At 65.5% G+C, this 22,240-nt stretch carries 27 protein-coding genes and 1 tRNA gene; 14 read left to right on the top strand and 14 right to left on the bottom strand.

Annotated elements, in window-relative coordinates; all coding sequences use genetic code 11:
• The first annotated feature begins 21 nt into the window (after positions 1–21).
• Entirely contained in the window at positions 22–285 is a 264-nt protein-coding gene (gene rpmA, locus H0O22_RS00455) for a 50S ribosomal protein L27 (protein ID WP_185187135.1), read from the top strand.
• 59 nt (positions 286–344) lie between these two features.
• Here rpmA and H0O22_RS00450 read toward each other — a convergent pair whose 3' ends face one another.
• Together H0O22_RS00450 and H0O22_RS00445 are read right to left on the bottom strand one after the other, a co-directional pair.
• On the bottom strand, positions 345–1,091 hold the full coding sequence (locus H0O22_RS00450; RefSeq protein WP_185187134.1) for a bifunctional 2-polyprenyl-6-hydroxyphenol methylase/3-demethylubiquinol 3-O-methyltransferase UbiG: 747 nt from the start codon (positions 1,089–1,091) through the stop codon (positions 345–347).
• A 6-nt stretch (positions 1,092–1,097) separates the two neighbouring features.
• Positions 1,098–1,832, bottom strand: a complete 735-nt coding sequence (locus H0O22_RS00445) for a queuosine precursor transporter (protein WP_185187133.1) — start codon at positions 1,830–1,832, stop codon at positions 1,098–1,100.
• 100 nt (positions 1,833–1,932) lie between these two features.
• On the opposite strand from H0O22_RS00445, the gene truB reads away from it, so the two are divergent.
• Together truB and H0O22_RS00435 are read left to right on the top strand one after the other, a co-directional pair.
• The gene (gene truB / locus H0O22_RS00440; protein WP_255439533.1) at positions 1,933–2,769 is read left to right on the top strand and encodes a tRNA pseudouridine(55) synthase TruB; all 837 of its coding nucleotides are present in this window, start codon (positions 1,933–1,935) and stop codon (positions 2,767–2,769) included.
• A gap of 18 nt (positions 2,770–2,787) precedes the next feature.
• On the top strand, positions 2,788–3,549 hold the full coding sequence (locus H0O22_RS00435) for a YebC/PmpR family DNA-binding transcriptional regulator (protein ID WP_185187131.1): 762 nt from the start codon (positions 2,788–2,790) through the stop codon (positions 3,547–3,549).
• On the opposite strand, the gene H0O22_RS00430 is transcribed toward H0O22_RS00435, so the two are convergent.
• Positions 3,542–4,321 carry a glucosamine-6-phosphate deaminase gene (locus H0O22_RS00430; RefSeq protein WP_185187130.1) on the bottom strand — a complete coding sequence of 260 codons (780 nt, stop codon included), beginning with the start codon at positions 4,319–4,321 and terminating at the stop codon, positions 3,542–3,544. The two genes, H0O22_RS00435 and H0O22_RS00430, sit on opposite strands and share 8 nt — an antisense overlap.
• Positions 4,294–5,595, bottom strand: a complete 1,302-nt coding sequence (locus H0O22_RS00425) for a SpoIID/LytB domain-containing protein (RefSeq protein ID WP_185187129.1) — start codon at positions 5,593–5,595, stop codon at positions 4,294–4,296. The genes H0O22_RS00430 and H0O22_RS00425 overlap by 28 nt, the downstream gene beginning before the upstream one ends.
• 103 nt (positions 5,596–5,698) lie before the next feature.
• On the opposite strand from H0O22_RS00425, the gene H0O22_RS00420 reads away from it, so the two are divergent.
• Both H0O22_RS00420 and psbV read left to right on the top strand, forming a co-directional pair.
• Complete coding sequence (locus H0O22_RS00420; protein ID WP_185188195.1) at positions 5,699–6,649, top strand: ribonuclease Z; 951 nt, start codon at positions 5,699–5,701, stop codon at positions 6,647–6,649.
• Between the two features lie 106 nt (positions 6,650–6,755).
• Positions 6,756–7,265, top strand: coding sequence for a photosystem II cytochrome c-550 (psbV, locus tag H0O22_RS00415; protein WP_185187128.1), 510 nt, complete (start codon positions 6,756–6,758; stop codon positions 7,263–7,265).
• Positions 7,266–7,330: 65 nt separating this feature from the next.
• Here psbV and H0O22_RS00410 read toward each other — a convergent pair whose 3' ends face one another.
• The 4 genes from H0O22_RS00410 to serA all read right to left on the bottom strand — a co-directional run bounded on the left by H0O22_RS00410 (position 7,331) and on the right by serA (position 10,796).
• Positions 7,331–7,717 (bottom strand): hypothetical protein, encoded by a 387-nt coding sequence (locus H0O22_RS00410; protein WP_185187127.1) that lies wholly within the window; start codon positions 7,715–7,717, stop codon positions 7,331–7,333.
• Between the two features lie 96 nt (positions 7,718–7,813).
• Entirely contained in the window at positions 7,814–8,113 is a 300-nt protein-coding gene (locus H0O22_RS00405; protein WP_010310832.1) for a ferredoxin, read from the bottom strand.
• Positions 8,114–8,292: 179 nt separating this feature from the next.
• Entirely contained in the window at positions 8,293–9,204 is a 912-nt protein-coding gene (gene prmA, locus H0O22_RS00400; RefSeq protein ID WP_185187126.1) for a 50S ribosomal protein L11 methyltransferase, read from the bottom strand.
• A 5-nt stretch (positions 9,205–9,209) separates the two neighbouring features.
• The gene (gene serA / locus H0O22_RS00395) at positions 9,210–10,796 is read right to left on the bottom strand and encodes a phosphoglycerate dehydrogenase (protein WP_185187125.1); all 1,587 of its coding nucleotides are present in this window, start codon (positions 10,794–10,796) and stop codon (positions 9,210–9,212) included.
• Positions 10,797–10,902: 106 nt separating this feature from the next.
• On the opposite strand from serA, the gene H0O22_RS00390 reads away from it, so the two are divergent.
• The 6 genes from H0O22_RS00390 to H0O22_RS00365 all read left to right on the top strand — a co-directional run bounded on the left by H0O22_RS00390 (position 10,903) and on the right by H0O22_RS00365 (position 17,663).
• The gene (locus H0O22_RS00390; RefSeq protein WP_185187124.1) at positions 10,903–11,406 is read left to right on the top strand and encodes a hypothetical protein; all 504 of its coding nucleotides are present in this window, start codon (positions 10,903–10,905) and stop codon (positions 11,404–11,406) included.
• 11 nt (positions 11,407–11,417) lie between these two features.
• Positions 11,418–12,200, top strand: a complete 783-nt coding sequence (locus H0O22_RS00385; RefSeq protein WP_185187123.1) for a photosystem II S4 domain protein — start codon at positions 11,418–11,420, stop codon at positions 12,198–12,200.
• A 40-nt stretch (positions 12,201–12,240) separates the two neighbouring features.
• A tRNA-Val gene (locus H0O22_RS00380) sits at positions 12,241–12,312 on the top strand.
• A 22-nt stretch (positions 12,313–12,334) separates the two neighbouring features.
• Positions 12,335–13,723, top strand: a complete 1,389-nt coding sequence (murD, locus tag H0O22_RS00375) for a UDP-N-acetylmuramoyl-L-alanine--D-glutamate ligase (RefSeq protein ID WP_185187122.1) — start codon at positions 12,335–12,337, stop codon at positions 13,721–13,723.
• Between the two features lie 58 nt (positions 13,724–13,781).
• Positions 13,782–14,960 (top strand): DNA repair exonuclease, encoded by a 1,179-nt coding sequence (locus H0O22_RS00370; RefSeq protein WP_185187121.1) that lies wholly within the window; start codon positions 13,782–13,784, stop codon positions 14,958–14,960.
• 3 nt (positions 14,961–14,963) lie between these two features.
• On the top strand, positions 14,964–17,663 hold the full coding sequence (locus H0O22_RS00365) for an AAA family ATPase (protein ID WP_185187120.1): 2,700 nt from the start codon (positions 14,964–14,966) through the stop codon (positions 17,661–17,663).
• A gap of 3 nt (positions 17,664–17,666) precedes the next feature.
• Here the strand turns inward: H0O22_RS00365 and H0O22_RS00360 are convergent, their stop codons facing one another.
• Positions 17,667–18,032 carry an AbrB family transcriptional regulator gene (locus H0O22_RS00360; RefSeq protein ID WP_185187119.1) on the bottom strand — a complete coding sequence of 122 codons (366 nt, stop codon included), beginning with the start codon at positions 18,030–18,032 and terminating at the stop codon, positions 17,667–17,669.
• A gap of 120 nt (positions 18,033–18,152) precedes the next feature.
• Between H0O22_RS00360 and H0O22_RS00355 the strand changes: the two genes are divergently transcribed.
• Both H0O22_RS00355 and H0O22_RS00350 read left to right on the top strand, forming a co-directional pair.
• On the top strand, positions 18,153–18,626 hold the full coding sequence (locus H0O22_RS00355) for a GNAT family N-acetyltransferase (protein WP_185187118.1): 474 nt from the start codon (positions 18,153–18,155) through the stop codon (positions 18,624–18,626).
• Entirely contained in the window at positions 18,626–19,159 is a 534-nt protein-coding gene (locus H0O22_RS00350) for a Nif11 domain/cupin domain-containing protein (RefSeq protein ID WP_185187117.1), read from the top strand. Before H0O22_RS00355 ends, H0O22_RS00350 begins: the two co-directional genes overlap by 1 nt.
• On the opposite strand, the gene H0O22_RS00345 is transcribed toward H0O22_RS00350, so the two are convergent.
• From H0O22_RS00345 to H0O22_RS00325, 5 genes are all read right to left on the bottom strand, one after another.
• On the bottom strand, positions 19,095–19,514 hold the full coding sequence (locus tag H0O22_RS00345) for a phosphate-starvation-inducible PsiE family protein (RefSeq protein ID WP_255439362.1): 420 nt from the start codon (positions 19,512–19,514) through the stop codon (positions 19,095–19,097). The genes H0O22_RS00350 and H0O22_RS00345 overlap by 65 nt on opposite strands.
• 65 nt (positions 19,515–19,579) lie before the next feature.
• A complete protein-coding gene (locus tag H0O22_RS00340; RefSeq protein ID WP_185187115.1) occupies positions 19,580–19,825 on the bottom strand; it encodes a hypothetical protein in 246 nt (81 codons plus the stop codon).
• Between the two features lie 47 nt (positions 19,826–19,872).
• The gene (locus H0O22_RS00335; protein ID WP_185187114.1) at positions 19,873–20,202 is read right to left on the bottom strand and encodes a hypothetical protein; all 330 of its coding nucleotides are present in this window, start codon (positions 20,200–20,202) and stop codon (positions 19,873–19,875) included.
• Positions 20,202–20,567 carry a YkvA family protein gene (locus H0O22_RS00330; protein WP_185187113.1) on the bottom strand — a complete coding sequence of 122 codons (366 nt, stop codon included), beginning with the start codon at positions 20,565–20,567 and terminating at the stop codon, positions 20,202–20,204. The genes H0O22_RS00335 and H0O22_RS00330 overlap by 1 nt, the downstream gene beginning before the upstream one ends.
• A 44-nt stretch (positions 20,568–20,611) precedes the next feature.
• On the bottom strand, positions 20,612–21,547 hold the full coding sequence (locus tag H0O22_RS00325; protein ID WP_185187112.1) for an RNA polymerase sigma factor RpoD/SigA: 936 nt from the start codon (positions 21,545–21,547) through the stop codon (positions 20,612–20,614).
• Positions 21,548–21,739: 192 nt separating this feature from the next.
• Here H0O22_RS00325 and H0O22_RS00320 point away from each other — a divergent pair, with 192 nt between their 5' ends.
• The gene (locus H0O22_RS00320; RefSeq protein WP_185187111.1) at positions 21,740–22,237 is read left to right on the top strand and encodes a DUF2214 family protein; all 498 of its coding nucleotides are present in this window, start codon (positions 21,740–21,742) and stop codon (positions 22,235–22,237) included.
• The last annotated feature ends 3 nt before the right edge of the window (positions 22,238–22,240 follow it).

The following is a 22,240-nucleotide window of genomic DNA, read 5'->3' as shown; positions in this document are numbered from 1 at the left end:
AATCCCTGAGCTCTCTCCCCCATGGCCCACAAGAAAGGCACCGGCTCCACCCGTAACGGCCGCGACTCCAACGCCAAGCGTCTGGGCGTCAAGCGCTACGGCGGCGAATCCGTCAGCGCCGGCTCGATCCTGATCCGCCAGCGCGGCACCTCCGTCCTCCCCGGCAGCAACGTCGGCCGCGGTGCCGATGACACCCTCTTCGCCCTCGTGGATGGCGTGGTCAGCTTCGACACCATCAAGCGTGGCCTGCGCACCCGCAAGCGCATCAACGTGGCCGTCGGCTGAGGCCCACTGCCCCTGAGGCTTGACCCGGCACCGCGGTGCCGGCTTTTTTGTGCCCGGCGTCAGGCCAGGCGATAGGCGCGGGTGGTGATCAGGTAGGGGTGAAACACCTCGAGGAAACGGGCCTGGAGGGTGCGAAAGAAGCGCTCCACTAAGGCCGGATCGTCGAAGTGGAACGGGTACTCGCCGTTGAAGCCCTGGAAGAAATACCAATTGAGCAAGGCAATGGCCTCGGGCCCCATCCGCTGCGCGAACTGCTCGAGTTGCGCCGATGGGGCATTGAGGTGCTCGAGCACATCCAGACAGACCACCGTGTCGAACTGGGCCGGAAGTGCGGCATCCCCGAGGTCGCGGAAACAGCGCAACTTGTGGGCCAGACCAAAGCGCTCAGCCCGCTCCGTCACGAACGCGCGGTTCGCTGGGTTGAGGTCGACAAACCAGACCGCCTCCACGGCGGGAAGGGCCGCTGCCGCCAAGGCGTGGGTGCCGATGCCGCCGCCGAAATCGAGCACATGCCCTTTGGCAAACATCGCCTGCAGCCGCAGGGTGTCCGCGATGTAATCGGCGCTGCTCAGGTGCCAAGCCGCGAGCTCCAGCAGATGGGCATGGCCCACCTCGTTTTCGTAGAAGCTGCCGGCCTGATCGGGATTGAAGGCCCCCGGATGGGCGGCGGCGAGGGCTTCGGTGGCCAAGGGCAATTGCCGCTCGAGCTCAGCCGCCGAGAGCGAGAGATGGGCCCCCAATTGCTGGCGCAGATCAAAGCCTCCAGCGAAGAAATGATCGAGGGAGAGAGGGGCGGTGACGGTCATGGCTGCTCACCGTAGAGGTCGCTGCTCAGGGACCAACTCCGCCCCGGCCCCAGGCACCTTCAACCAACGGCGTAACCAGGCCGTCAGCCAATAGAAGGGCAAGGTGTCCAGCAAGGCCGCCAAGGCCTTGAAGAGATAGCCGCTGGCGATGAAGCTCAGCAGCTGGGGCGCCACCGGGAGATCCGCTCGAACCGGCAAGACATGGGCGGCGTAGTGGCTGATCAGCACCACCGCCGTCGTATCCACCAGCTGACTCACCAGGGTGGAGCCGTTATTGCGCAACCACAGCGCCCGGCCACCCGTCAGGCGTTTCCAGAAATGGAAGAGACGCACATCGGTGAACTGCGCCGCCATATAGGCCGCCATCGAGGCGCCCACCGCGCCAAAGGCCAAGCCCTGCACCGCGAAAAAGGTCTCATCGGGTGCCCCGGGCAGGCCCGGCAAGATGCCGCCGAGCCAGAGCACCAGCACGATCCAGCCATTGAGCAGCAGCCCCACCCAAACCAGCTGATTGGCCCGCTGCTCGCCCCAGATCTCACTGATCAAGTCCGTGCAGAGAAAAGTCACCGGATAGGGGAGGGCACCGACGGCCACCACCACCGGCCAGGACCCGATCTGACCGAGCTGCAGAAAGCGCGTCAGCCCGAGGATGTTCAACATCCCCATCGTTCCCAGGAACAGACCGGAGAGCACCAGAAAGGCCAGCTCCCGGCGCTGTTGCAGAGCCTCATCCACGGGCATTCGGGGCCATCAGCTGCGCCACACGGTGGCAGCATTGCGACCTGCTCGCCTCAATCCAGCGTTGATCTGCGGCTTTCTCGTACTCGACAAGCCGGCAGGGATGAGCTCCCACAGCTGTGTCTCGCGCATCCGCCGGGCCTATGGGCTCAAACGGGTGGGCCATGGGGGGACCTTGGACCCGGCCGTGACCGGAGTCCTCCCCATCGCCCTGGGCCCCGCCACCCGGCTGCTGCCTTACCTGGAGGGCGACAAGACCTACCGGGGCATCGTCCAGCTAGGGGTGCGCACCGACAGCGATGACCTGGAGGGGGAGGTGCTCGAGGAGCGGCCGATCCCCAGCCTCAGCGACACGGACCTCGTCAGCGCCCTCGCCCCCTTCCGCGGAGCCATCCAGCAACGTCCGCCGGCGGTCTCCGCGGTTCATGTCAATGGCGAGCGGGCCTACAAGCTGGCCCGCGCCGGCCAATGCCCGGAGCTCGCCCCCCGGCCCGTCACGATTCACCGCCTCGCGTTGCTGGATTGGGATCCAGTCCAGGGCCGTCTCGAACTGGAGGTGCATTGCAGCGCCGGCACCTACATCCGCTCCTTGGCCCGCGACCTCGGCGACGCCCTGGGCTGCGGCGGCAGCCTTGCGCGCTTGCGGCGAACCCGGGCCCTGGGGTTTGGTCTTGAGCAAAGCGTGCCGTTGGAGCAGCTGGAGGGGGAGCCCCCCGCCCTCCTGAATCCCCTGGAGGTGCTTGGCCACCTGCCCCAGCATCAGCTCGATGGCGAGGGGATGACGGGCTGGCGCTGCGGTCGAATCCAGAGCTGTGACCCCAGCTGGGTCCTCGAGAGCCCGGTGGTGGTGGTGGATCCAGATGGCAACCTGGCGGGTATGGCCCGGGTTGCCTCCCCCGGGCAATTGCAACCCAAGCTCGTGCTCGACGCGGCGGGCTAGTTCACTTCGACTTCACACATGGCCGGCCACAGCCGATGGGCCCAAATCAAACGCACCAAGGCCGTGGTGGATGCCAAGCGCGGGGCGGTCTTCACGCGCCTCGGCCGGGAGATCATGGTGGCGGCCCGCGCTGGAGCCGACCCGGCGGGCAATTTCCAGCTGCGCACCGCCATCGAGAAGGCCAAGGCGGCGCGGGTGCCCAACGCCAACATCGAGCGGGCCATCGCCAAGGGCTCCGGGCAAGGGGGCAGTGGGGCCGACCCATTTGAGGAGGTCCGCTACGAGGGCTACGGCCCGGGAGGCGTGGCTGTCCTGATCGAATCGCTGACCGACAACCGCAACCGGGCCGCCGCCGAAATTCGCTTGGCCTTCAACAAGAACGGCGGCAACCTCGGCGAAACCGGCTGCGTGGGCTACCTCTTCGAGCACCGCAGCGTCGTTCGACTGAGCCAACCCGGCCTCCAAGAGGAGGTGCTGCTCGAGCACCTGCTCAACCTTGAGGACCAGGTCCTCAGCTACGAGATCGATGCCGACGGAGCGGAGATCATCGGCCCGTTTGAGCAGCTGGAGGCCCTCCAAGACAACCTTCGCCGCGCCGGGCTGCCGGTCAGCAGCTGGGAACACCGCTGGATCGCCCAGACCCCCTGCCAACTGGAGGATCCAGAGCCCCTCGCGGGGTGCCTGAAACTGCTCGATGCCCTCGAGGAGTTGGATGACGTCCGCACGGTGACCTCCAACCTGGAGGCGGACGAGGCGCTGATTGAGGCGGCCCTCAGCTAAGGGCGGCGGCAGCCTCCCGGTCCGCCACGACCTCCAGCCGGGGGTGGCGCTGCAGCCAGCTGGCGGGCACGGCGTCGCAGGGCGGCTCCTGCAGGGTCCGGCGCAGGATTTCAGCCTTCGCGGCCCCGGTGACCACCAGCAGGAGGGAGTCGGCCGCCAGGATCTCGGCCGTCCCCAGGGTGATGGCCTGATCCGGGACATCGTCCGGGTTCCCCCCAAAGGCATCCGCGTTTTGCTCCCGGGTCGCTCGACTCAAGGTCAGGGCACGGCAGGGCATCTCGGGACCACACGGGGGTTCGTTGAACCCCACATGGCCGTTGCTGCCCAAACCCAGCAACTGCAGACCCAGGCCGCCGGCGCTCTCGAGGTCCTCGCGATAGCGAAGTGCCTCCATCTGGGGGTCCAGTGCCTGGCCATCGGGAATCCGCAGCGCACCCCCGGGAAGCTGCAGCGGTGCCCCCAGCTGGACCTGCATGAAGGCCGCAAAGGAGCGGGGGTCCTCCGCCCCGAGACCGACGTATTCATCGAGGTTGAAGCTGCACCAATCCTCCAAGAGCGCCTGGCGCTCCTGCGGCGGCAACTGACGCAGCAGCCGCACCAACGCGCCGTAGACGGGCAGCATGGTGCGCCCGGTGGCCAGACCGAGGTTGCCCCGCGAGCGCAGGGCCTCCAGCAGCCGCCGGGCGACGAGCTCCGCCACGGCGCCGGCATCGGCGGCCAGCGTCAGGTTGATCAGCTGGGTTCTCACAACCGCGGGGCCATCGCCTGCCATGCCTCCGGCTTTGAGCCTGGCTGAGGTCGGGTCCGTTGTGCCAGGGCCCCGTAGGACTCGAGCTGAACACCTCGGTAGTAGTGGCGCAGGATCGCGTCGAAACTCTCGCCCCGCTGGGCCAGCGCCATCGCCCCCCACTGACTCATGCCAATGCCATGGCCGTAGCCGCGGCCGACGGCCACCAGCTGAACGGCCGCCCCTGGAAGCGGCCGGGCCTGGGGCAAGGAGAAGGCCGGCAAGGGCGGAGGCGGCGCCGGCCAGCCCAGGGGGGCATGGCTGGCCGTCAATCCGAAGGGCTCAACGCTGGCGGTCTTGGTCGGGGCCAACTCAAAGCGGACCCAGGTGCTGCGCAGGCCCAGGCGACTGCGGAGCTGGGCACCGCTGAGCAGGACCTGCTGACCGCCAGCCCCAACCGCGCGCGCCTCACGGACACGACCCGTGGCCGTCCTGGAGAGCACGTCAATCGCCAGGACCTGGTTGAGTTCAGGGAACGCCCGCCGCAACAGCGGCCCATCGAGGAGCTTGCTCCACTGATGCACAGGCGAGGCATGGTCAAAGTCCGGGACACTGATCAGATAGGGCATCTGGCGGGTCCAGAGGTCACCGCTGCTTTCGGTCGCCCCACCACTGCTGCTGTGGAACACCGCATCAATCAGGGCATCGTTGAAGGTCAGCACCAGTCCCCGGGTCTGCTGAACCGCGCCCAAGGTGCTGGCGGTCTCCGCCTCCACCCCCTTGTAGACCTGGCTGGCCACCGTGGCCTTGAGATCAAAGGCCGAGGCGGGCTTGCGGGCCTTGAGGGCATAGGTGCGAGCCGCCACCGCCTGGGCCTTCAGGGCCGCATCGGGCCAGCTCGCCGGCATCTCGCTGCCCACCACGCTGGGGAGATAGGTCTCCACGGGAACGTGATTGACCACCTGAAGCTGCCCCCCCTGACGCCGCAGCTGGAGGCGACCGCGGTAGCGACGTTGGCCGAGCCAGACCCCAGGGTCGGGGTCGCCCCCCTGGGGCACCGCCTCAAACCACAACTCTTTCTCTTGCCGTTGGGCCTCGAAGCGCAGTTCAGCCCCGGGGGGCTCCAGCCCGAGCTGCTGACCACGTCGATCGAGAACGCGGAGGCCGCCCGAGGGCACAGCCGCCCGCAGGCGCAGGCTGGGGGCCTCCAGGACAAGCACCCGCAACCAGGGCTCCGCCGCCCGCAGGGGCGCCACCGCCAGGGCAGCACAGATCCCCGCGACCGAGGCGACGGCTCGGAGAGAAGTGCGCGGCGGCATCGACCCCAGGGGGAACGGGCAGGCCATTGTGACGAGCCTGATCGTGCCCCGCCAGCCCCGCCGTGGCACGATCAAGCCAGAGAGACCGGGGAGAACACCGGCCGTGCAGGTCACCTTCCTCGGCACCAGCTCGGGAGTCCCAACACGAGCCCGCAACGTGTCGGCGGTGGCCCTGCGGCTCCCGCAGCGGGCGGAGCTCTGGCTGTTTGATTGCGGCGAGGGGACGCAGCACCAATTCCTGCGCAGCGAGCTGCGGGTGAGCCAGCTGCGCCGGGTGTTCATCACCCACATGCACGGCGACCACACCTTTGGCCTGCCGGGACTCCTGGCCAGCCTGGGGCTGGCCGGCACCTGCAGCGGCATCGACCTCTACGGGCCGGATCCGTTGCGGGACTACCTCGAGGGGGTGATGCGCACGTCCTCCATGCGCATCGGCTACCCCCTGCGCAGCCACCGGGTGAAGGAGGCCGCCCGCAGCGGCGCCGTCTTGCTGGATGACGACGACATCACCGTGCGCTGCACCGCCCTGACCCACCGGGTGCCGGCCTTCGCCTACCGGGTGGACCAGAAACCCCGCCCAGGGCGCTTCGATGTGGAGCAGGCCAAAGCCCTCGGGATCCCACCCGGACCGATCTACGCCGAGCTCAAGGCCGGCCGCAGCGTCAGCTTGGAGGACGGCCGAGTCATCAATGGCGCCTCCCTGTGCGGCCCGGAGCGTCCGGGCTGCAGCGTCGTCTACTGCACCGACACCGTCTTCAGCGAGGCCGCCGTGGAGCTCGCTGCCGGGGCTGACCTGCTGATCCACGAGAGCACCTTTGCCCATGCGGAGTCCGAGATGGCCTTCGCCAAGCAGCACTCCACCAGCACGATGGCCGCCCAGACGGCGCTCGCGGCAGGGGTCAAGCAACTCGCCTTGACCCACTTGAGCCCGCGCTACGTCCCCGGCAACCCGGTCACGCCGGACGACCTGCAGGCCGAGGCCCAGGCGATCTTTCCGAACACGGTTCTGGCCAAGGATTTCCTGACCCTCGAGGTAGCCGCGTCAGAGGCCTAAGCCTGCAACAGTTCGTGAGTGCCTTGGGCCTGGCCCAGCGGTGGGCCCAGTGGCCGTGATACAAGGACTCAGGCGCGTTTTAAACGCCACGTTGCCGGCTTTTTCGATGGCCTCTGTTTTCTCCTCTGCACTCCGGTCCCTGGCCCGGCTGATGCTTCTGCCCCTGGCTCTGCTGGTGGGTCTTGCAGGCCCTGCTCAGGCCGCCCAGTGGACCACTGAGCAGCTCACCGTTCCAGCCGATCCCGCTGGCACCTCGGTGACCTTCAGCGAGCAGGAAATCAACGCCGGTCGCAAGACCTTCAACAACAGCTGCGGCGTCTGCCACGCCGGCGGCATCACCAAGACCAACCACAACGTTGGCCTGGACCCCGAGACCCTCGCCCTGGCCAGCCCGGCCCGCGACAACGTCGAGGCCCTGGTGGACTACATGAAGGACCCCACCAGCTACGACGGCGAGTACAGCATTGCTGACGTGCACCCCAGCATCCGCAGCAGCGACGTCTTCGTGCAGATGCGCAACATGAACGATGAAGACCTGCGCCTGATGGCCGGCTTCATCCTGACCGCACCGAAAGTGCTTGGTCCCCAGTGGGGCGGCGGCAAGATCTACTTCTGATCCCGCCTCAACGCCTCTGAGCTCAAAGCCCCGCCTCACCGGCGGGGCTTTTTTGTGGCCTGGATTCAGGCCACGTCCGGCGGTCGGTCGTTGCCAGGGTCACAGGAGGCTGGCTGCTTGCTGTACCACCACTCCTGGAGAGGGCCACTCAAACGCTGGGAGAAGAGCGTGAGCACCGTCTGGGTGGGCCTTGAGCCGGGCTGCAGCAGCTCGACCGCATAGGAGGGGCAACGGCGGGCCGCCAGGTCGGGTACAAAGCGCTTGCCGACACGGCGCCAGCTGGGTTCCTTGCTGCGCCAGGAGAGCCGGCAACAGGGCCATGGCAGCTCTTCCCGGTCGAAGAGACGGCAGCAGGGGCCAATCACACGAAAGCTGTACTGCGCACCGGGGCTGGTGTGCTCACTGCCTGGTGCATAGACCTCTTGAACCTGAGGAGGGGTTGAGGCAGTCACGAGGGCAGCGGGGACTCAAAACAAAAAAACCACCCCGAGGGGTGGTTCAGGAAGCACAAAGAGACGGGGCGTGAACGGGCACGCCCCGGATCGAGCTCAGTACAGCTCTTCTTCGGCGTGGGTCTTGATGGTGCAGTCGCTGGTGGGGTAAGCCACGCAGGTCAGAACGAAACCAGCTTCGATCTGGTCGTCGTCGAGGAAGCTCTGGTCGGACTGGTCGACGGTGCCAGCGGTGATCTTGCCGGCGCAGGTGCTGCAAGCACCAGCACGGCAGGAGTAGGGGAGATCAATGCCCTGCTCTTCGGCGGCATCGAGGATGTACTGGTCGTCAGGAACCTCGATGGTCTTGTTGAGGCCCTCTGCCTCGCTGATGAGGGTGACCTTGTAGGAAGCCATGAAAGGAATGGGGCTCACAGGCTCCTGGAGAAAACACCCAGGCCCTGTAGGACGGACCCTTCCTACATCCGACAAGGGCAGTTCCTGGGCTTTCGAGGGGATCCCAAGGCGAAGGCCAATGGGAACCAAGGGCACACATCAGCGTGACTTATGCAACAAGCCGCTGTTTTGGATTTTTGTCAGGAGCGCCTGATGGTCATCAGGCCCCACTGGCTCTGCTGAGCGGTGAGTTCCGCACTCCAGCCCTGCTCCGCGAGGACCTCCTGCAGGCGCGGGGCCTGACTCACCAACAGGCCACTGAGGAGGCCGAGGCCGCCTGGAGCCAGGACGGTGTCAAAGGCAGGGCAGAGGGCCTCAATCACCGGGGCAAGGATGTTGCAGAGCAGCAGGTCCGCCGGGCGCCCCTCGAGCAGCACGGCCAAGCGTTCAATCGAGCCCAGATCAACCTGGAACTGCTCCTCGAAGCCGCTGACCACGGCGTTGTCTCGGGTGGCGCGGACCGCCAGAAAGTCCGTATCGGCGGCCGCCACGCTGCTGGCGCCCTCAAGCAGGGCGGCGATCCCCAAAATCCCGCTGCCGCAGCCCAGATCGGCCACGTGAATGGAGCCCAGGCTGCCGCCACGCTCGTCTGAAAGCTCCTCGATCGCCTCCAGGCAGAGCCGTGTCGTGGGATGGCTCCCCGTGCCAAAGGCACTGCCGGGGTCCATCCGAATCACCTGACGGTCGGCGTGCTCGGGGGGCAGCTCCAGCCAGGCCGGAAGGATCAAGAGGCGCTGGCCGACCGGATCGGGTTCCCAGTGCTGCTTCCAGCTCAGGCTCCAGTCCTCGTCGTCCTGCTCGAACCAATGGATGGTCGGCAGGGCCAACCCAAAGGTGTCCGCGAGGGGCTTGAGGGCCTGCTCGAGCTGCTGGCGTTCGCTCTCCGGCCAATCTGAGGCCGGCAACCAGGCCACCAACTTCCGATCTTGGGGCTGCTCGGGGCTGTGCCGCACCGCCACCCGGGGAATCCCGAGGGCATTGAGCTTCCAGGTCAGCGATTCCTCGAGTTCTGGAAGCGCAAGCAGCTCAAGCCGCCACCAAGCCAGGGCCATCGCAATCAGAGGGTGACGGGGTGAGCCTGCTGAATGCCCTCAATGGCATGAATGCCGGCCAGCAGATCCGCGGGCAGGGGGTCATCGAGGCTGAGCACCATCACGGCATCACCGCGAACGATCCGGCGTCCCACCTGCATCGAAGCAATGTTGACGTTGTGCTCGCCAAGGACCGAGCCGATGTGGCCAATGATCCCGGGCATGTCGCGGTGGCGGGTGAAGAGCATGTGCTTACTCGGGGTCACGCTGACGGGGAACTCGTCGATGGTGGTCACCCGCAACTCGCCGTCGGCGAAGACGGCACCGGTCACCACGTGGGTGCCGTTGGCGCCCTTGGCGCTGAGCTGCAGCGAACCACCGGCGAAGTCACGGGCCGCGTCATCTTTGACCTCGACGACGTGGATGCCGCGCTCCTTGGCTTCCAGGCCGGCGTTCACGAAGTTGATCGAATCGCCCAGGGCGGTGGAGAGCAGACCCTTCTGGGACGCAATCACCAGGGGCTGGGCGGGGTGGTTGGCGAATTCACCCTGCAGACGCACCTCGAGCTCGCTGATCTGACCACCGGCCAGCTGGCTGACCAGTTGTCCCAGGATCTCGGCCAGCTGCAGGTGGGGCTTCAGGCGCTCCATCACCTCGGCATTCAGGCCGGGGATGTTCACGGCGCTGCGGGCGGGAAGACCCAGCAGGACGTCACGGATCTGCTCCGCCACGTCAACCGCGACGTTTTCTTGGGCCTCTTCGGTGGACGCACCCAGGTGGGGGGTCAAGATCAGGCGCTCGCTGACCTTGCGCAGGGGGCTGTCGGCGGCGAGGGGCTCCTTGGCGTAGACGTCCAGGGCCGCACCGGCGATGACGCCGTTCTCGACGGCCTCGGCGAGGGCCGCTTCATCGATGATTCCGCCGCGGGCGCAGTTCACGATCCGCGCGGTGGGCTTCATGGTGCGCAGCAGCTCCGCGTTCACCAGGTTTTCGGTGTCCGGGGTGCGGGGCAGGTGGAGGCTGACGTAGTCGGCCTCAGCGAACAGGGCGGGGAGCTCCTGGAGACGCACCTGCATTTGTTGAGCCCGCTCAGCCGAGACGAAGGGGTCGTAGGCCATCACGTCCATGCCCATCGCCTTGGCGACACGGGCGACGTGGGAGCCGATCTTGCCCAGGCCGACCACACCCAGCTTTTTCTTGTAAAGCTCGTTGCCGACGTATTTCTTGCGGTCCCAGCCGCCAGCCATGGTGCTGCCATGGGCGTGGGGGACGTGCCGGGAGAGCGACAGCATCAAGGCCAAGGCATGCTCAGCCGCCGCAATCGTGTTCCCCTCGGGGGAATTCACGACAATCACGCCGCGCTTGGTCGCCGCGGGCACGTCCACGTTGTCGACGCCGACGCCAGCCCGGCCGATGATCCGCAGCTTGGAGGCCGCCTCAATGATGTCGGCGGTCACCGTGGTGCCGGAGCGGATCATCAAGGCGTCGTAGTCGCCAATGATCGACTTCAGCTCTTCCGGTGGCAGGCCCGTTCGCACATCCACCTGAGCCACCTGGGACAGGATGTCGATCCCTGTTTGATCGATGGGATCGGATACCAGAACCTTCGTCATGACCCGGCGGGGTGGAGCGGCCGGAGGTGAAGTGTAGAGAGGGACCTTGAAGCCCCCACAGCGGCCGGCCGGAGCATGGAGAATCGGCAGGTCTGAAGCGTGACCCGTGGGCAGCAGCGTGGTGGTGGTGCTCTCGTCGCGAAAGCGATTGCACCAGCTCAAAGAACAGTTGGCCTCCTTAAGCCCCGCCCCGGCGCGCCTGGTCGCCGTCGGCGCGGGAGAAACCGCGATGGCCGACGTGGATGAGCTCAACCCCTCGATTGCCCGCAAGCGGCGTCAGAAGGGAATGGCGACCTGGCTGATGCCCTTCGGATTCTTCGCCGGGGTGACGTTCACCTTCATGACCGACCTCGACACCTTCGCCTTTGCCGGCGAGGTGGGCTCCCATCTCATCGGTGGCCTGCTCGGCCTCGGTTCAGGCCTGATGGGCAGCTATGCCGCGGCAGCCAGCGTCAGCTCCGACAGCGACGACCGCATCCGCGCGCTACGCAACCGCCTCGAGGAGGGCAATTGGCTGCTGCTGCTGGAAACCGCCACCGGTGTTGAGGTGCCCTGGACCCGGCTCCAGGAGGCCAAGCCACAAAGCGTGGTGCGACTCGGCGACAACTAGGAGCGGCGCCGATGCTTCCGCGCGATGAGCTGCTGCAGGGCTGCCGCAACCCCGCGGCCATGGGGAGGCTGATTGGCCTAGCCGAGCAAGCCCTGCGCACCTGGGAACCGATCTGGAGTGACTTTCTCGCCGCCGACCTGCTGGAGGAGGCCGAGCAGCGCTTCGGAAGCCTGACCGAACTGCGCCTGGCCAGTGACGGTGGCTGGCCCCAGGCCGAACGCCGGCGGCTGCTCCTGCGCCGGGTCGAAATCAGTGATGGCGAGATCCCGGCCGCACCGCTGCGGGGGCTGGTGGTCAGCGGGAACTTCCTCTTTGACCCGGCTGAACCCGCGGACGTCCGTACGGGCCTGATTGCTGCGGGGGCCCAACCCGGAGATCTGGGGGACATCTGGATGCGCGGTGACCGCGGAGCGCAGCTGATCGTGCGCGACGAGGTCGCCGACGCCTGGCAGGGGCAAAGGGCACAGGTGCGCAGCGTCGAGGTCCAAACCGAACCCCTTGAGATCAGTGGGCTGCAACGTCCCGCCAGCCGCAGTCCGAAGCAGCTCAGCAGTGTCGAGGCCTCGCTGCGCCTGGACGCCGTGGCCTCCGCGGGCCTTGGGGTCTCCCGCAACAAGATGGCCGACTGGATCCGTTCCGGCGCGGTTCGGGTGAACTGGATGGTGGTCACCAGCCCCAGCCGTGAGCTCAAACAAGGCGACCGCATTCGCCTCGACGGCCGCGGAGAGCTGGAGATCCTGGAGATTCAGCCGACCAAGCGGGATCGCTGGCGACTGACCATGCAGAGACGCTGATCCACCGACTGCTAAGTTCCTCAAGCCGAGAGGCTTCTGAGGGCGATTAGCTCAGAGGTAGAGCACTACCTTGACACGGTAGGAGTCACTGGTTCGATTCCAGTATCGCCCACTTTTCAATCCAGCTTCAGGCCATGCCAGTGACCGTGGTTCTCGGGCTGGGCCGATCTGGACTGGGTGCCGCCCGACTCTTGTCCAGGCAGGGCGCCGACGTTCTCGTCTTGGAGAGCGGTGAGGGGCCGGAGCATCAACGCAAAGCCGAGGGGCTGCGTGCCGAAGGCATCGCCGTTGAACTGGGCAGGCCCCTGACGCCGGACAGTTTCGAGCCGCTCCTGGCGACCTGCGAACGGGTGATCGTCAGTCCGGGCATCCGCTGGGACCACCCCACCCTGGACTGGCTGCGCGACCGGGGGATCCCCACCAACGGCGAGATCAGCACGGCCTGGGAGGCCAGCCAGCCCACCCCCTGGATTGGGATCACCGGCACGAACGGCAAAACAACCGTCACCCACCTGGTGGCCCACCTGCTGGAGCAGGGCGGCCTCGATGCGCCGATGTGCGGCAACGTCGGCCACTCCGCTGCGGAGTTGGCGCTCGAACGGTTTCAAGACGGGCAAACGCCTCCCCAGGCCCTGGTGGTCGAGCTGAGCAGCTATCAGATCGAATCGGCCCTGGAGTTGGCACCGGCCATCGGCCTCTGGACCACCCTGACCCCCGATCACCTCGAGCGCCACGGAACCCTGGAGAACTACCGGGCAATCAAACGGGGCCTGCTGGAGCGCTCGGCCATCCCAGTGCTGAACGCCGATGACCCGGACCTCTGCGCCCATGCCGCGAGCTGGAGCAACGTCCGCTGGACGACGGCGGAGTCCAGGGAAGCGGCCCTCGGCAAAGGCATTGATCCCTGGCTCTGGATCGAGGGGGATCAGGTCATGCACAGCAGCGGCGCGCTCTTGGCGGCCGATGCCCTGGCCATGCCGGGGGCCCATAACCGCCAGAACATGGTGATGGCCGTGGCCGTTGGCCTCGAGCTGGGGCTCAGCGGCCCCTCGATGGAAGCGGCCCTACGGGCATTCCCGGGTGTGCCCCACCGCCTGGAGCTGATCCGCAACCTCGATGGGGTCGCCTGGATCAACGACAGCAAAGCCACGAACTACGACGCGGCCGAAGTGGCCCTGAGGGCCGTCGAGGGCCCGCTGGTGGCCCTGGCCGGCGGCGAAGCCAAGCAGGGGGATGCGGGCGCCTGGATCGCTGCCCTGCAACGCAAAGCCAAGGCCGTGGTGCTGTTTGGTGCCGCCCAGTCCCACTTCCAGGAGTTGCTGCACGCCAGCGGGTACGACGGGGTGATCGAATGCTGCGACGATCTGGGCGCTGCCGTGGCGGCGGCCCAGCGCCTGAGCCAAGGGGGAGACTGCCGCGCCGTCCTGCTCTCACCGGCCTGCGCCAGCTTCGACCAATACCGCGACTTTGAAGCGCGGGGCGAGCATTTCAGATCACTGGTGCTTTGTTTGAAAAGGAATTGATTCCGCGACAACGGAATATCCGTTCAGCGGTATTTACTGACATCTCATTCGTCGTCTCATGTTGTCCTTTCTGCACAGTGCCGACTGGCAGATCGGCAAGCCCTACGCCCGGGTCGAGGACCCTGACAAGCGGGCCAAGTTGCGGCAGGTGCGCATTGAGGCCATCGATCGCATCGGCCAGTGCGCCCGGGATCAGCAGGCCGCCTTTCTGCTTGTCGCAGGGGATCTCTTCGACTCACCAACCCCGAGCAGCAGCGACATCAGCGCCGTCTGCCAAGCCCTCGGGCGACTGAGCTGTCCAGTGCTGGTCATCCCCGGGAACCATGACCACGGCGCCCCAGGCAGCGTCTGGCACCAACGCTTTTTCCAGGAGGAGTGCCAGCGACGGGCCCCCAACCTGCAGGTGCTCCTGAACCGCGAACCGCTCGTGCTGGAGCAGGCGATTGTGCTGCCCTGCCCCCTACTGCGCCGAACAGACAGCCAGGACCCCACCGCTTGGGTGCGCAGCATCGATTGGGAGGCTCTCCCGAGCGACCGCCCCCGAATCCTCCTGGCCCATGGCTCCATCCATGGCTTCGGCTCCGAGGACCTGGACGCGGATGGAGACAACCTCGCCAGCAGCCAGAACCAACTGCGCCTGGACGACGGACTGATGGGGCAGCTGGACTACGTCGCCCTCGGCGATTGGCATGGCCTCAAACAGGTTCATGCCAGGGGCTGGTACAGCGGGACCCCGGAGCCCGATCGCTTTCCCCGCCATGACGCCTACCGCGATGGTGTCGTGCTGGCGGTCCACGTCGAACGGGGAGTGCCGCCCCAGGTCTCACCACTCCCCACTGCAGCCCTGCAATGGCACACCACGGCGGTCCACCTGAGTGGCGACGACGAGCTGGAGCACTTTGAAGCGACACTCCAGACCCTGCTCGGGGATGAACCCGGAGGGCATCTCCTCCTACTCGAGGAGAGCGGCAGTTTGAGCCTCGAGGGCCATCGCCGCTACGACGCCCTGCTGGAGCGCCTCGAGGCCCAACTCCTGCGGCTGAAGCGCCGGGGTCGCTGCGCCCAGGCTCCAGACCCCAGCGAGCTCCGGGCCCTCAGCCAACGGCCCAGCGACCCGTTGATCGCCAACGTTGCCCAGCGCCTCCAAAGCGAACTGGGTGACAGCGCACTGGTCGAGGAACGCCGCGAACTCCTCCAGCTGGCCCTGGCCGAACTGCACCGCTGCGCGGGGACCTGAGCCATGCACCTGCTCTCCTGCCGCCTGCAACGGGTCCGCCAACACCTGGATCTGCAACTGAGCTTTGGCCGTCAGCTGACCCTGATTGGTGGGGTCAATGAGTCCGGCAAGAGCACCCTGGTGGAGGCGCTGCACAAAACCCTCTTCCTGCGCTCCACCGCCACCGGCCGTGGCGTCGAAGAACTCCGCTCGCGCACCCATGGCGGCCTACCGGAGATCGAGCTCTGCTTTGCCGCCCAGGGACAGCGATGGACCTTGCGCAAACGCTTTGCGGGCGCCGGCGGGACCTGTCAGCTGAGCAACCAGCAGGGCCAAGCCCATAGCGGTCCCGCCGCGGAAGAGGAGCTGGCTCGCCTGCTCGGCCTCGAGGGACCCATCGAAGGGCGGCGAATTGCCCAACTGCCCGAGCGCTGGGCCCACCTCTGGGTGCGCCAGGGGGACTCGGGATTCAATCCCTTGGAGGGCAAACCGGAGAGCTACGACTACGAGCGGCTGCTGCAGCAACTGCAAGCCAAGACCAACCTCGGGACGATGCAGTCACCGCTCGATCGCCAAGTGGTCGAGCAACTGCAGCAACGGCTGGGGCAGTTGTTCACCGCAACGGGCCGCATCAAGGCCGGCTCCCCCCTCGCCCAGGTCATCCAGCGGGAAGAGGAGGGCATTGAGCAGTGCAATGCGGCCCAGCAACAGCTGCTGGAGCTGGAGCAGGCGATGGAGCGGCTGGGGGCCATCGCCGAACGCCTCAACAGCATTGATCAGGACCTGCGGCCAGGCTTACTGCGGGAGCGGGAACTCGAGCAACGCCAACACCTGCTCCAAGCCGAACTCGAGCCGGTGCTGCTCCAACACCAGGCCCTCGAGCGGCAACACAAACAACGGCAGGAGCTCGAGCGAACCCAGCAGGAGCAACAGAAGGAACAACGCCAACTGCAACAGCAACTCGAGCAAGCCCTCACGCAGCAGGCCCAGCGGAGCGCGGACCAGGAGCGGCAGGCCCAGCAGAGCAAAGCAGCAGAGCAGCACCTGCAACACCTGCGGGCTAAGCAAGAGCGGGTTCGCCAGCGGCTGGATCTACAGCAAGTGCGGCGTGAACGCCAACAGCTCGAGGCCCATCAGCAGGAGATGAACCGCCTGCAGGCGGAAGCCTCGCGGCTCAAGCAGACCCTGGCCGACCTGCCGATGATCACCGCCGAACAGGTGCGCAGCTTGCGGCGGGCCGAGCAAGCCATCGCCCAAGCAGAAGCGCGGCTCGAGGCCATGGCCACCAGCATTGAGGTGCTCCAAAGCGATCAAGCCATCCAGCTGGGCGGAGCGCTGATCCAGCCAGGTGAGCGGAGACAACTCAACAGCATCAGCGATCTCCAGGTCGGCGATGGGGTGCGCCTGAGGGTGAGTCCCGGGGGCGGCGACGCCCTGCCCCAGTCCCAGGCCCAACTGGAGCGTTGCCATCAGGACTGCGGGCTGCTCGCGAAACAACTCGGAGTCGCCAACAGCGAAGCGGCGGAGGCGATCGAGCAGCGACGGCGAAGCCTCGAGCAGGAGCTCTCCACCCTGCGCCAAGCCGCCAAGGCCATCCCCTGGTCCGGACTCAGCGAGCGACTCGCTGCACTGCTGCCGCGGCAGGGTGAGCTCGAGCGGGCGATCGCCCAGGCCAGCCCCGAAGAACTGCCGGATGCCCCTACGGCACTTGAAGCGCTGGATGCGGAGCTGCGCGAGAGCATCCAGCGGCAGAGCAGCGCTCTGGAGGCGCAGCAACAACAGCAGAACCAGGAGCGCCAACAGGAGCAGGTTCAGGCCCGCCAGCTCGAGCAACAACGAAGCCGCCTCGAGCAACTCTCGGGGTCCTTGGCAATGCTGAACGCCCGGCTGCAGGAGGAGGCCCCAGCCGAAGCCAGCGCCGAGCGGCTGAAGGAACTCGAACAGGAGCTTCTGCAACGCCGAGGCACCCTGGGCGCCATCGAGGCCGAACGCCAACAGTTGCAGCGGCAGCGCCCCGGCTCCTTGGGGGCCGCACAACTGCTCGAGCAACTCAACCAGGAGAAAGAACTCCTGCTGAATGAACGGGGTCAAAACGAACAACGCTGCGCCAGCCTCGGAGCCCAAAACCCCAGCGCGCAACTGGAGCTGGCCCAGGCCCGCTTGGAGAACGTGCAACGGGAGAGGCGCCAGCAGGAGCGGGAAGCCCAAGCCCTCCAACTCCTGCAGGAGCATTTCCATCAGGCCCAAGCCGAGCTCGCGAATCGCTACAGCGAACCGCTCTGCGCCGCCCTCAACCCCTATCTCGATGTGTTGCTGAATGCCGGATCTGAGCGGGCCCTACTGGAGTTCAATCCCAAATACGGCTTCCAGCAACTGCAACTGCTGCAAGACAACCAGGCCTACGACTTTGGGCGACTCAGTGGAGGCATGCGCGAACAACTGGCGGGGGCACTGCGTCTGGCCATGGCCGAAGTCCTGATGCAGGCCTATGACGGCGCCCTGCCTCTGGTCTTTGACGATGCCTTCACGAATACCGATCGTCAGCGTCTCGCCCAGTTGCAAGGCATGCTCCAACGGGGGATGGAGCAGGGCCTGCAATTGATCCTGCTGAGCTGCCATCCCGAGGACTATCAACACGTCCTGAACTGGGCCCAAGAAAAAAGCCCCTCCGACTCCATCGAAGGGGCTACTGGTGTTGAGGTGAAACTCAGCCGTTCGAGCTGAGGATCACTCCTCGTCTTCGTCGCTACCGCCGGCGGGAATCAGACGAATCTGCTTGCGGCCGAGCTTGATTTCGAACTCGTCGCCGGGCTGCAGATCGAGCATGGCGGTATAGGCCTTACCGATCAGCAGGTTGCCGTTGCCCTGAACGGTAGCGACATAGCTGAGCTTGCGGCCACCCTTGCCAACCTTGCTGCTGACACCCAGTTCAACGCCTTTGGCTTCCAGCAGGGCCTCGTAGAAGGCGGTGAAGTTCAGGCGCTCACCACCGTCCTTCTTGGAGGACACATAACCGCAGGCGCGGACGATATCGGACTTACTTACATCGCCAAGCTCTTTAACTTTGGCCAGCAGATCAGAACCCGTGAGCATCGAAGTAGAGGGTGTTAGCCGGATACTGGTGCAACATACAGCACGGTTTAGCTAGCGACCAGCGCCAAGAAATCCAAATCAAGGGAGAATTCGGCAAGACGTTGACTAACAAAGCCCTCGATGCATCGGATCCGAGAATTACGCAGGGAGGAGCACACTGAAGCGATCCGCATCTATCAGCAGGCGGTGCTGAGTTGCGACCAGAAGCTGTACACACAGGCACAAAGAGAAGCCTGGGCTTCGCAAGGTCCATCCCTCCATGCAGCCCTGACGCGAGGCCAAGGCCTGGCCAGCGAAGGTTCAGACGGACAACTACTCGCCTTTGCGCTGCGCGATCCCAACGCGCGACTCTCGCTTCTCTATTGCCATCCCGAGGCCCAAGGCCAGGGCCATGGGAGTGCCTTGGTCAAGGCCGCGGAGACCGCAGCTGCACAGGAGAACCTCGCAGAACTGCACACCGAAGCCAGCTTGATCTCCACCCCATTGCTGCTCTCCCTGGGCTGGCGCATTCGCTGGAGAGAAACGTTGTTGATCCGCGGAGTCCCCTTTGAGCGGTTCAACCTCAGCAGATCGCTGAAACCGATACTGAATTGATGGCCGAAGCGCAGCTCCAACAGTTCCTCAACAAGATCGAGCAACTCAATGCCTTCGTGGCCTTGAGCGAAGCGCAGCCCGCCCTGCGCCAGGCGCTGCGGGACTGCAGCAATCACCACGATGTGGTGCAACTGGCCGCCCAGTTCGGCTTTGACATCGGCCGGCGCTGGGGGGACAGCCCAGCGAAACCGGCTGGACCGTCGGATCAACCCAACCTGCTGCGGGGGGCGTGCCCGGCCGCCGGCCAGGAACACACCGAGGTCCTAGCCAGCGGCCAGCATTGGCGGCTCGAGCGCATTCATTCCTGCCAGGCCATCAGCCCAGCGCAAGGCTGGTACGACCAGGCGGAGAGCGAATGGGTCCTGCTGCTACGTGGAAGCGCGACGCTGCACTTTGAAGACGAAGGCCAGCCTCGGGACCTCTGCGTCGGCGATGCACTGTTGATCGCACCGCATCGCCGGCATCGGGTTACGGCAACCGATCCGGATCCGGGGACGGTGTGGCTGGCTCTGTTCTGGTCGGCGGACGCTTGAGGTGCGATTGGCGCACCAGCCAGTAGGCCGCCGCCAAGGAGACGATCGCCACCCCCAAACCGATCAGCACAGCCGGGTCCTTCTGCATGCCCGGAGGGGAGACAATCACCTTGCGGGCGACCGCCGTCAACGCCGTCACCAGCACCAGCTCGATCTGAACGACGTGTTCCCGCAGGTAGGCGGTGAGGTTCTGGAGGACCTCCACGGCAATCAAAATCACCAGGATTTGATCCAGGAGACCCACCAGGCCCTCACCGGTCCAATTGACCTGAAGATCCAGCAGGTCGCTGCCCAGGAAGAGCAGCAGTTGCAGGGTCGCCACCACCAGGACCACCGTGAGGGTGACCGAGAGCACCTTGGCGAGCGCGCGCTCAAACCCTGAGATCCCTCTCAGGAAAGCGCGATCACAGAACAGAGACTTCAATTACGAAAGGGCGTGTACTGGGGCTTCGCCGGAGTATCCCCCGGAGGGTTCACCAACTTGGTGTCGCAGGTGATACTTCCGTCCGCTGCGGTCACACAGTTTTTGGGTTCGACCGTGGTTGCCGGACCCACATTGCTGCCCGGTCCCCAGAGGAAGCTCTCCGACTGAGCCTGAACGGCAGCGGGGTAGGCCGCGCCCAGGGCAACGGCGGAAGCCCAGGCCAGCCAACGGGTGCGGGACATCTCAGCGGTGCAACGTGCACCCACTGTGACGTGACTGACGGCAGCCGTCAGCCATCTCCGACTTCCAGTCGGATTTCTTCCAGGAGCAGGTCCAATTGCCCCAAGGAATCCTCGACAGCGGGTGACGCATCAGCCACAGCCCCCCCGCCTTGATCCTCGCTTTGCCAGACCGCCTCAATGTCACAGAGACGTTCCGCCAACCCCACCAGGCCATCGCGCCGGTAGGTGCGGTCGAGCTCATCGAGCAGCACCGGCATCCGAATCGAACTGGCCCGCAGCGCCCGGCGCAAATCCGATTGCGTCCTGCCGCTGTGGCGGAGCCAGTCCTTGATGAACGATTGCAGTTCGTCTAACTGCTCAGAGGTCAGAGCAGCCATCAGCGCGTCGGGGGGAACCAGCGATCCAGTTTGCGTTGCGCCCGGATCCGAATGGGGTCGCTCATGTGACGCGTGCAGAGCCCCAATAAAGCGGTCAAGGCCACCAGGTCATCACTAAAGCCCGCAGCCGGAATGAAATCAGGGATCAGATCGACCGGCACCAGGAGATAGGTCAAGGCCGCCAGCATCGTCAGGCGCACCTGGGGTGGCGTGCCCGGATCGAGCATCAGCTCCAGACATTCCAGGGCTGGCCGGGCGATGGCACGACCGGCACGGCGCAACAGCTGGCGCAGCGCCCCCTCATCCACCTCGGTGCTGCCCAGCACCTGGGCATCAATGGGTTGGGCAGCAGGGTCGACAGCCATGGGCTGGTGTCACCTCAAGCGATGACACCATTCTGAGGGCCGACTTACTGGACGACAGAACTGACGTCCACCAGGCCGCTCTGAATCCCCACCTTGCGCAGCTTGCGCAGGGCCCGTTGGACGACCTGACGGCAGTACTCCCGGCTGCAGCCCAGCAGGCGCGCCACCTCGGCCAAGGTCCGCCATTCATGGCTGCCATCCAGGCCGAAGCGCAGCATCACCACGGTGCGCTCCTTCGGGGTGAGGTTCGACTGATCCAGGAGCTTCCAAACGGCGGCATTGCGCTCCGCCAATTCACAACGCTCCATCGGCGGAAGGTCCTCGCTGGGGAGCACATCGACCAACTCCGTGGGATCGGATTTGGATTTGACGATGCCCTGCAGGCTGACCGTGACGCTGCGCAGTTCGCAACCCAGCAAATCCTCAATTTCATCGAGCGGCAAACCCAATGCCGTCGCCAACTGTTGTGAGGTCGGCGCCATGCCATTGCGCTGCATCAAACGCGCCTTCGCCGCCCGCAGGCGTGTCAATTTTTCATTGACATTGACAGGGATCCGAATCGTGCGACTTTGGGTCGAAAGCGCACGATTGAGACCCTGACGAATCCACCAGTAGGCATAAGTACTAAAGCGATGGCCACGGGTGGGGTCGTATTTCTCCACGGCCCGGGTCAAACCGAGGGTCCCCTCTTGGATGAGATCCAACAGATCAAGACCCTTGCCCTGGTAACGCTTGGCCAGGTTGACCACCAGGCGCAGGTTGGCGGTGATCATCTGATCTTTGGCCCGCTCGCCCACGCGCATCGTGCGCTTTTCGATGTCGTTGTAGCTGCAGGCCTCGCCAACACCACCAGCCATAGCGCAGCGCTCATGCAAGTGCACCATCGCTTGTACCTTGCGGCCAAGCATCAGCTCTTGCTCTGGTGTCAACAATTGGTGACGACCAATTTCACCCAAGAAAGCACTCAGCGAGCTGGCCATGATTGCGCGTTCTGCTGATTTGAACCTAAGGGCTTTTTTGCTCAATAAAAAAAGGCACTAAAAAGCTTCCAAGTTTCAAAGTTCTTCCCTAATTCATATTTGCTTCGCAACTGCAGATTGGCTTCCGAAGCCTGAACAAAACCAGCGCAGCCCCTCAGTCGCTACGGTCTGGAGCCCATCCCGTCCAAGGCCATGCCCGCCCCGGCTCTGATCGCCGACATCGCACCGACCGTCTTCACTCGAGCCGGCGTGGCCTACGTCCACTACCTGAGCTTCATGCTCTGCTTTGGCGCCCTGGTGCTGGAACGCCGCCTGATCCAGCCCAACCCAAACCGCAAGGACGCCACCTTGATGGTGATCACGGATGTGGTCTACGGAATGGCCGCCCTCGCCCTGCTGGTGAGCGGAATCCTGCGGGTGATGCACTTCGGTCAGGGGTCCGAGTTCTATACGGAGAACCCCCTGTTCTGGTGGAAGGTTGGCCTCTACCTCTCCGTGGGTGGCCTCTCCCTCTACCCAACGATCACCTACATCACCTGGGCCATCCCCCTGCGCAAAGGTGAGCTGCCCCAAGTGAGCGAAGCCCTGGCGAAGCGCCTGGCCTGGATCCTGAATATCGAATTGGTGGGCTTTGCCCTGATTCCGTTCCTCGCCACCTTGATGGCCCGGGGCGTCGGCCTGCCTGGTTAAGAC

This window comes from Synechococcus sp. LTW-R (assembly GCF_014217875.1).
Lineage (GTDB): Bacteria > Cyanobacteriota > Cyanobacteriia > PCC-6307 > Cyanobiaceae > Vulcanococcus.
This window is presented reverse-complemented; position numbering and strand designations above follow the sequence as displayed.

Bases quoted from the DNA above. Each gene is read 5' to 3' on its own strand.
- H0O22_RS00450 (WP_185187134.1), bottom strand. From the start codon at position 1,091: ATGACCGTCACCGCCCCTCTCTCCCTCGATCATTTCTTCGCTGGAGGC.
- rpmA (WP_185187135.1), top strand. From the start codon at position 22: ATGGCCCACAAGAAAGGCACCGGCTCCACCCGTAACGGCCGCGACTCC.
- H0O22_RS00385 (WP_185187123.1), top strand. From the start codon at position 11,418: ATGCTTCCGCGCGATGAGCTGCTGCAGGGCTGCCGCAACCCCGCGGCC.
- H0O22_RS00425 (WP_185187129.1), bottom strand. From the start codon at position 5,595: ATGCCGCCGCGCACTTCTCTCCGAGCCGTCGCCTCGGTCGCGGGGATC.
- H0O22_RS00350 (WP_185187117.1), top strand. From the start codon at position 18,626: ATGGCCGAAGCGCAGCTCCAACAGTTCCTCAACAAGATCGAGCAACTC.
- H0O22_RS00335 (WP_185187114.1), bottom strand. From the start codon at position 20,202: ATGGCTGCTCTGACCTCTGAGCAGTTAGACGAACTGCAATCGTTCATC.
- H0O22_RS00430 (WP_185187130.1), bottom strand. From the start codon at position 4,321: ATGGCAGGCGATGGCCCCGCGGTTGTGAGAACCCAGCTGATCAACCTG.
- H0O22_RS00365 (WP_185187120.1), top strand. From the start codon at position 14,964: ATGCACCTGCTCTCCTGCCGCCTGCAACGGGTCCGCCAACACCTGGAT.
- H0O22_RS00435 (WP_185187131.1), top strand. From the start codon at position 2,788: ATGGCCGGCCACAGCCGATGGGCCCAAATCAAACGCACCAAGGCCGTG.
- truB (WP_255439533.1), top strand. From the start codon at position 1,933: ATGAGCTCCCACAGCTGTGTCTCGCGCATCCGCCGGGCCTATGGGCTC.
- H0O22_RS00340 (WP_185187115.1), bottom strand. From the start codon at position 19,825: ATGTCCCGCACCCGTTGGCTGGCCTGGGCTTCCGCCGTTGCCCTGGGC.
- H0O22_RS00445 (WP_185187133.1), bottom strand. From the start codon at position 1,832: ATGCCCGTGGATGAGGCTCTGCAACAGCGCCGGGAGCTGGCCTTTCTG.
- H0O22_RS00325 (WP_185187112.1), bottom strand. From the start codon at position 21,547: ATGGCCAGCTCGCTGAGTGCTTTCTTGGGTGAAATTGGTCGTCACCAA.
- H0O22_RS00370 (WP_185187121.1), top strand. From the start codon at position 13,782: ATGTTGTCCTTTCTGCACAGTGCCGACTGGCAGATCGGCAAGCCCTAC.
- serA (WP_185187125.1), bottom strand. From the start codon at position 10,796: ATGACGAAGGTTCTGGTATCCGATCCCATCGATCAAACAGGGATCGAC.
- H0O22_RS00405 (WP_010310832.1), bottom strand. From the start codon at position 8,113: ATGGCTTCCTACAAGGTCACCCTCATCAGCGAGGCAGAGGGCCTCAAC.
- murD (WP_185187122.1), top strand. From the start codon at position 12,335: ATGCCAGTGACCGTGGTTCTCGGGCTGGGCCGATCTGGACTGGGTGCC.
- H0O22_RS00360 (WP_185187119.1), bottom strand. From the start codon at position 18,032: ATGCTCACGGGTTCTGATCTGCTGGCCAAAGTTAAAGAGCTTGGCGAT.
- prmA (WP_185187126.1), bottom strand. From the start codon at position 9,204: ATGGCCCTGGCTTGGTGGCGGCTTGAGCTGCTTGCGCTTCCAGAACTC.
- H0O22_RS00330 (WP_185187113.1), bottom strand. From the start codon at position 20,567: ATGGCTGTCGACCCTGCTGCCCAACCCATTGATGCCCAGGTGCTGGGC.
- H0O22_RS00355 (WP_185187118.1), top strand. From the start codon at position 18,153: ATGCATCGGATCCGAGAATTACGCAGGGAGGAGCACACTGAAGCGATC.
- H0O22_RS00320 (WP_185187111.1), top strand. From the start codon at position 21,740: ATGCCCGCCCCGGCTCTGATCGCCGACATCGCACCGACCGTCTTCACT.
- psbV (WP_185187128.1), top strand. From the start codon at position 6,756: ATGGCCTCTGTTTTCTCCTCTGCACTCCGGTCCCTGGCCCGGCTGATG.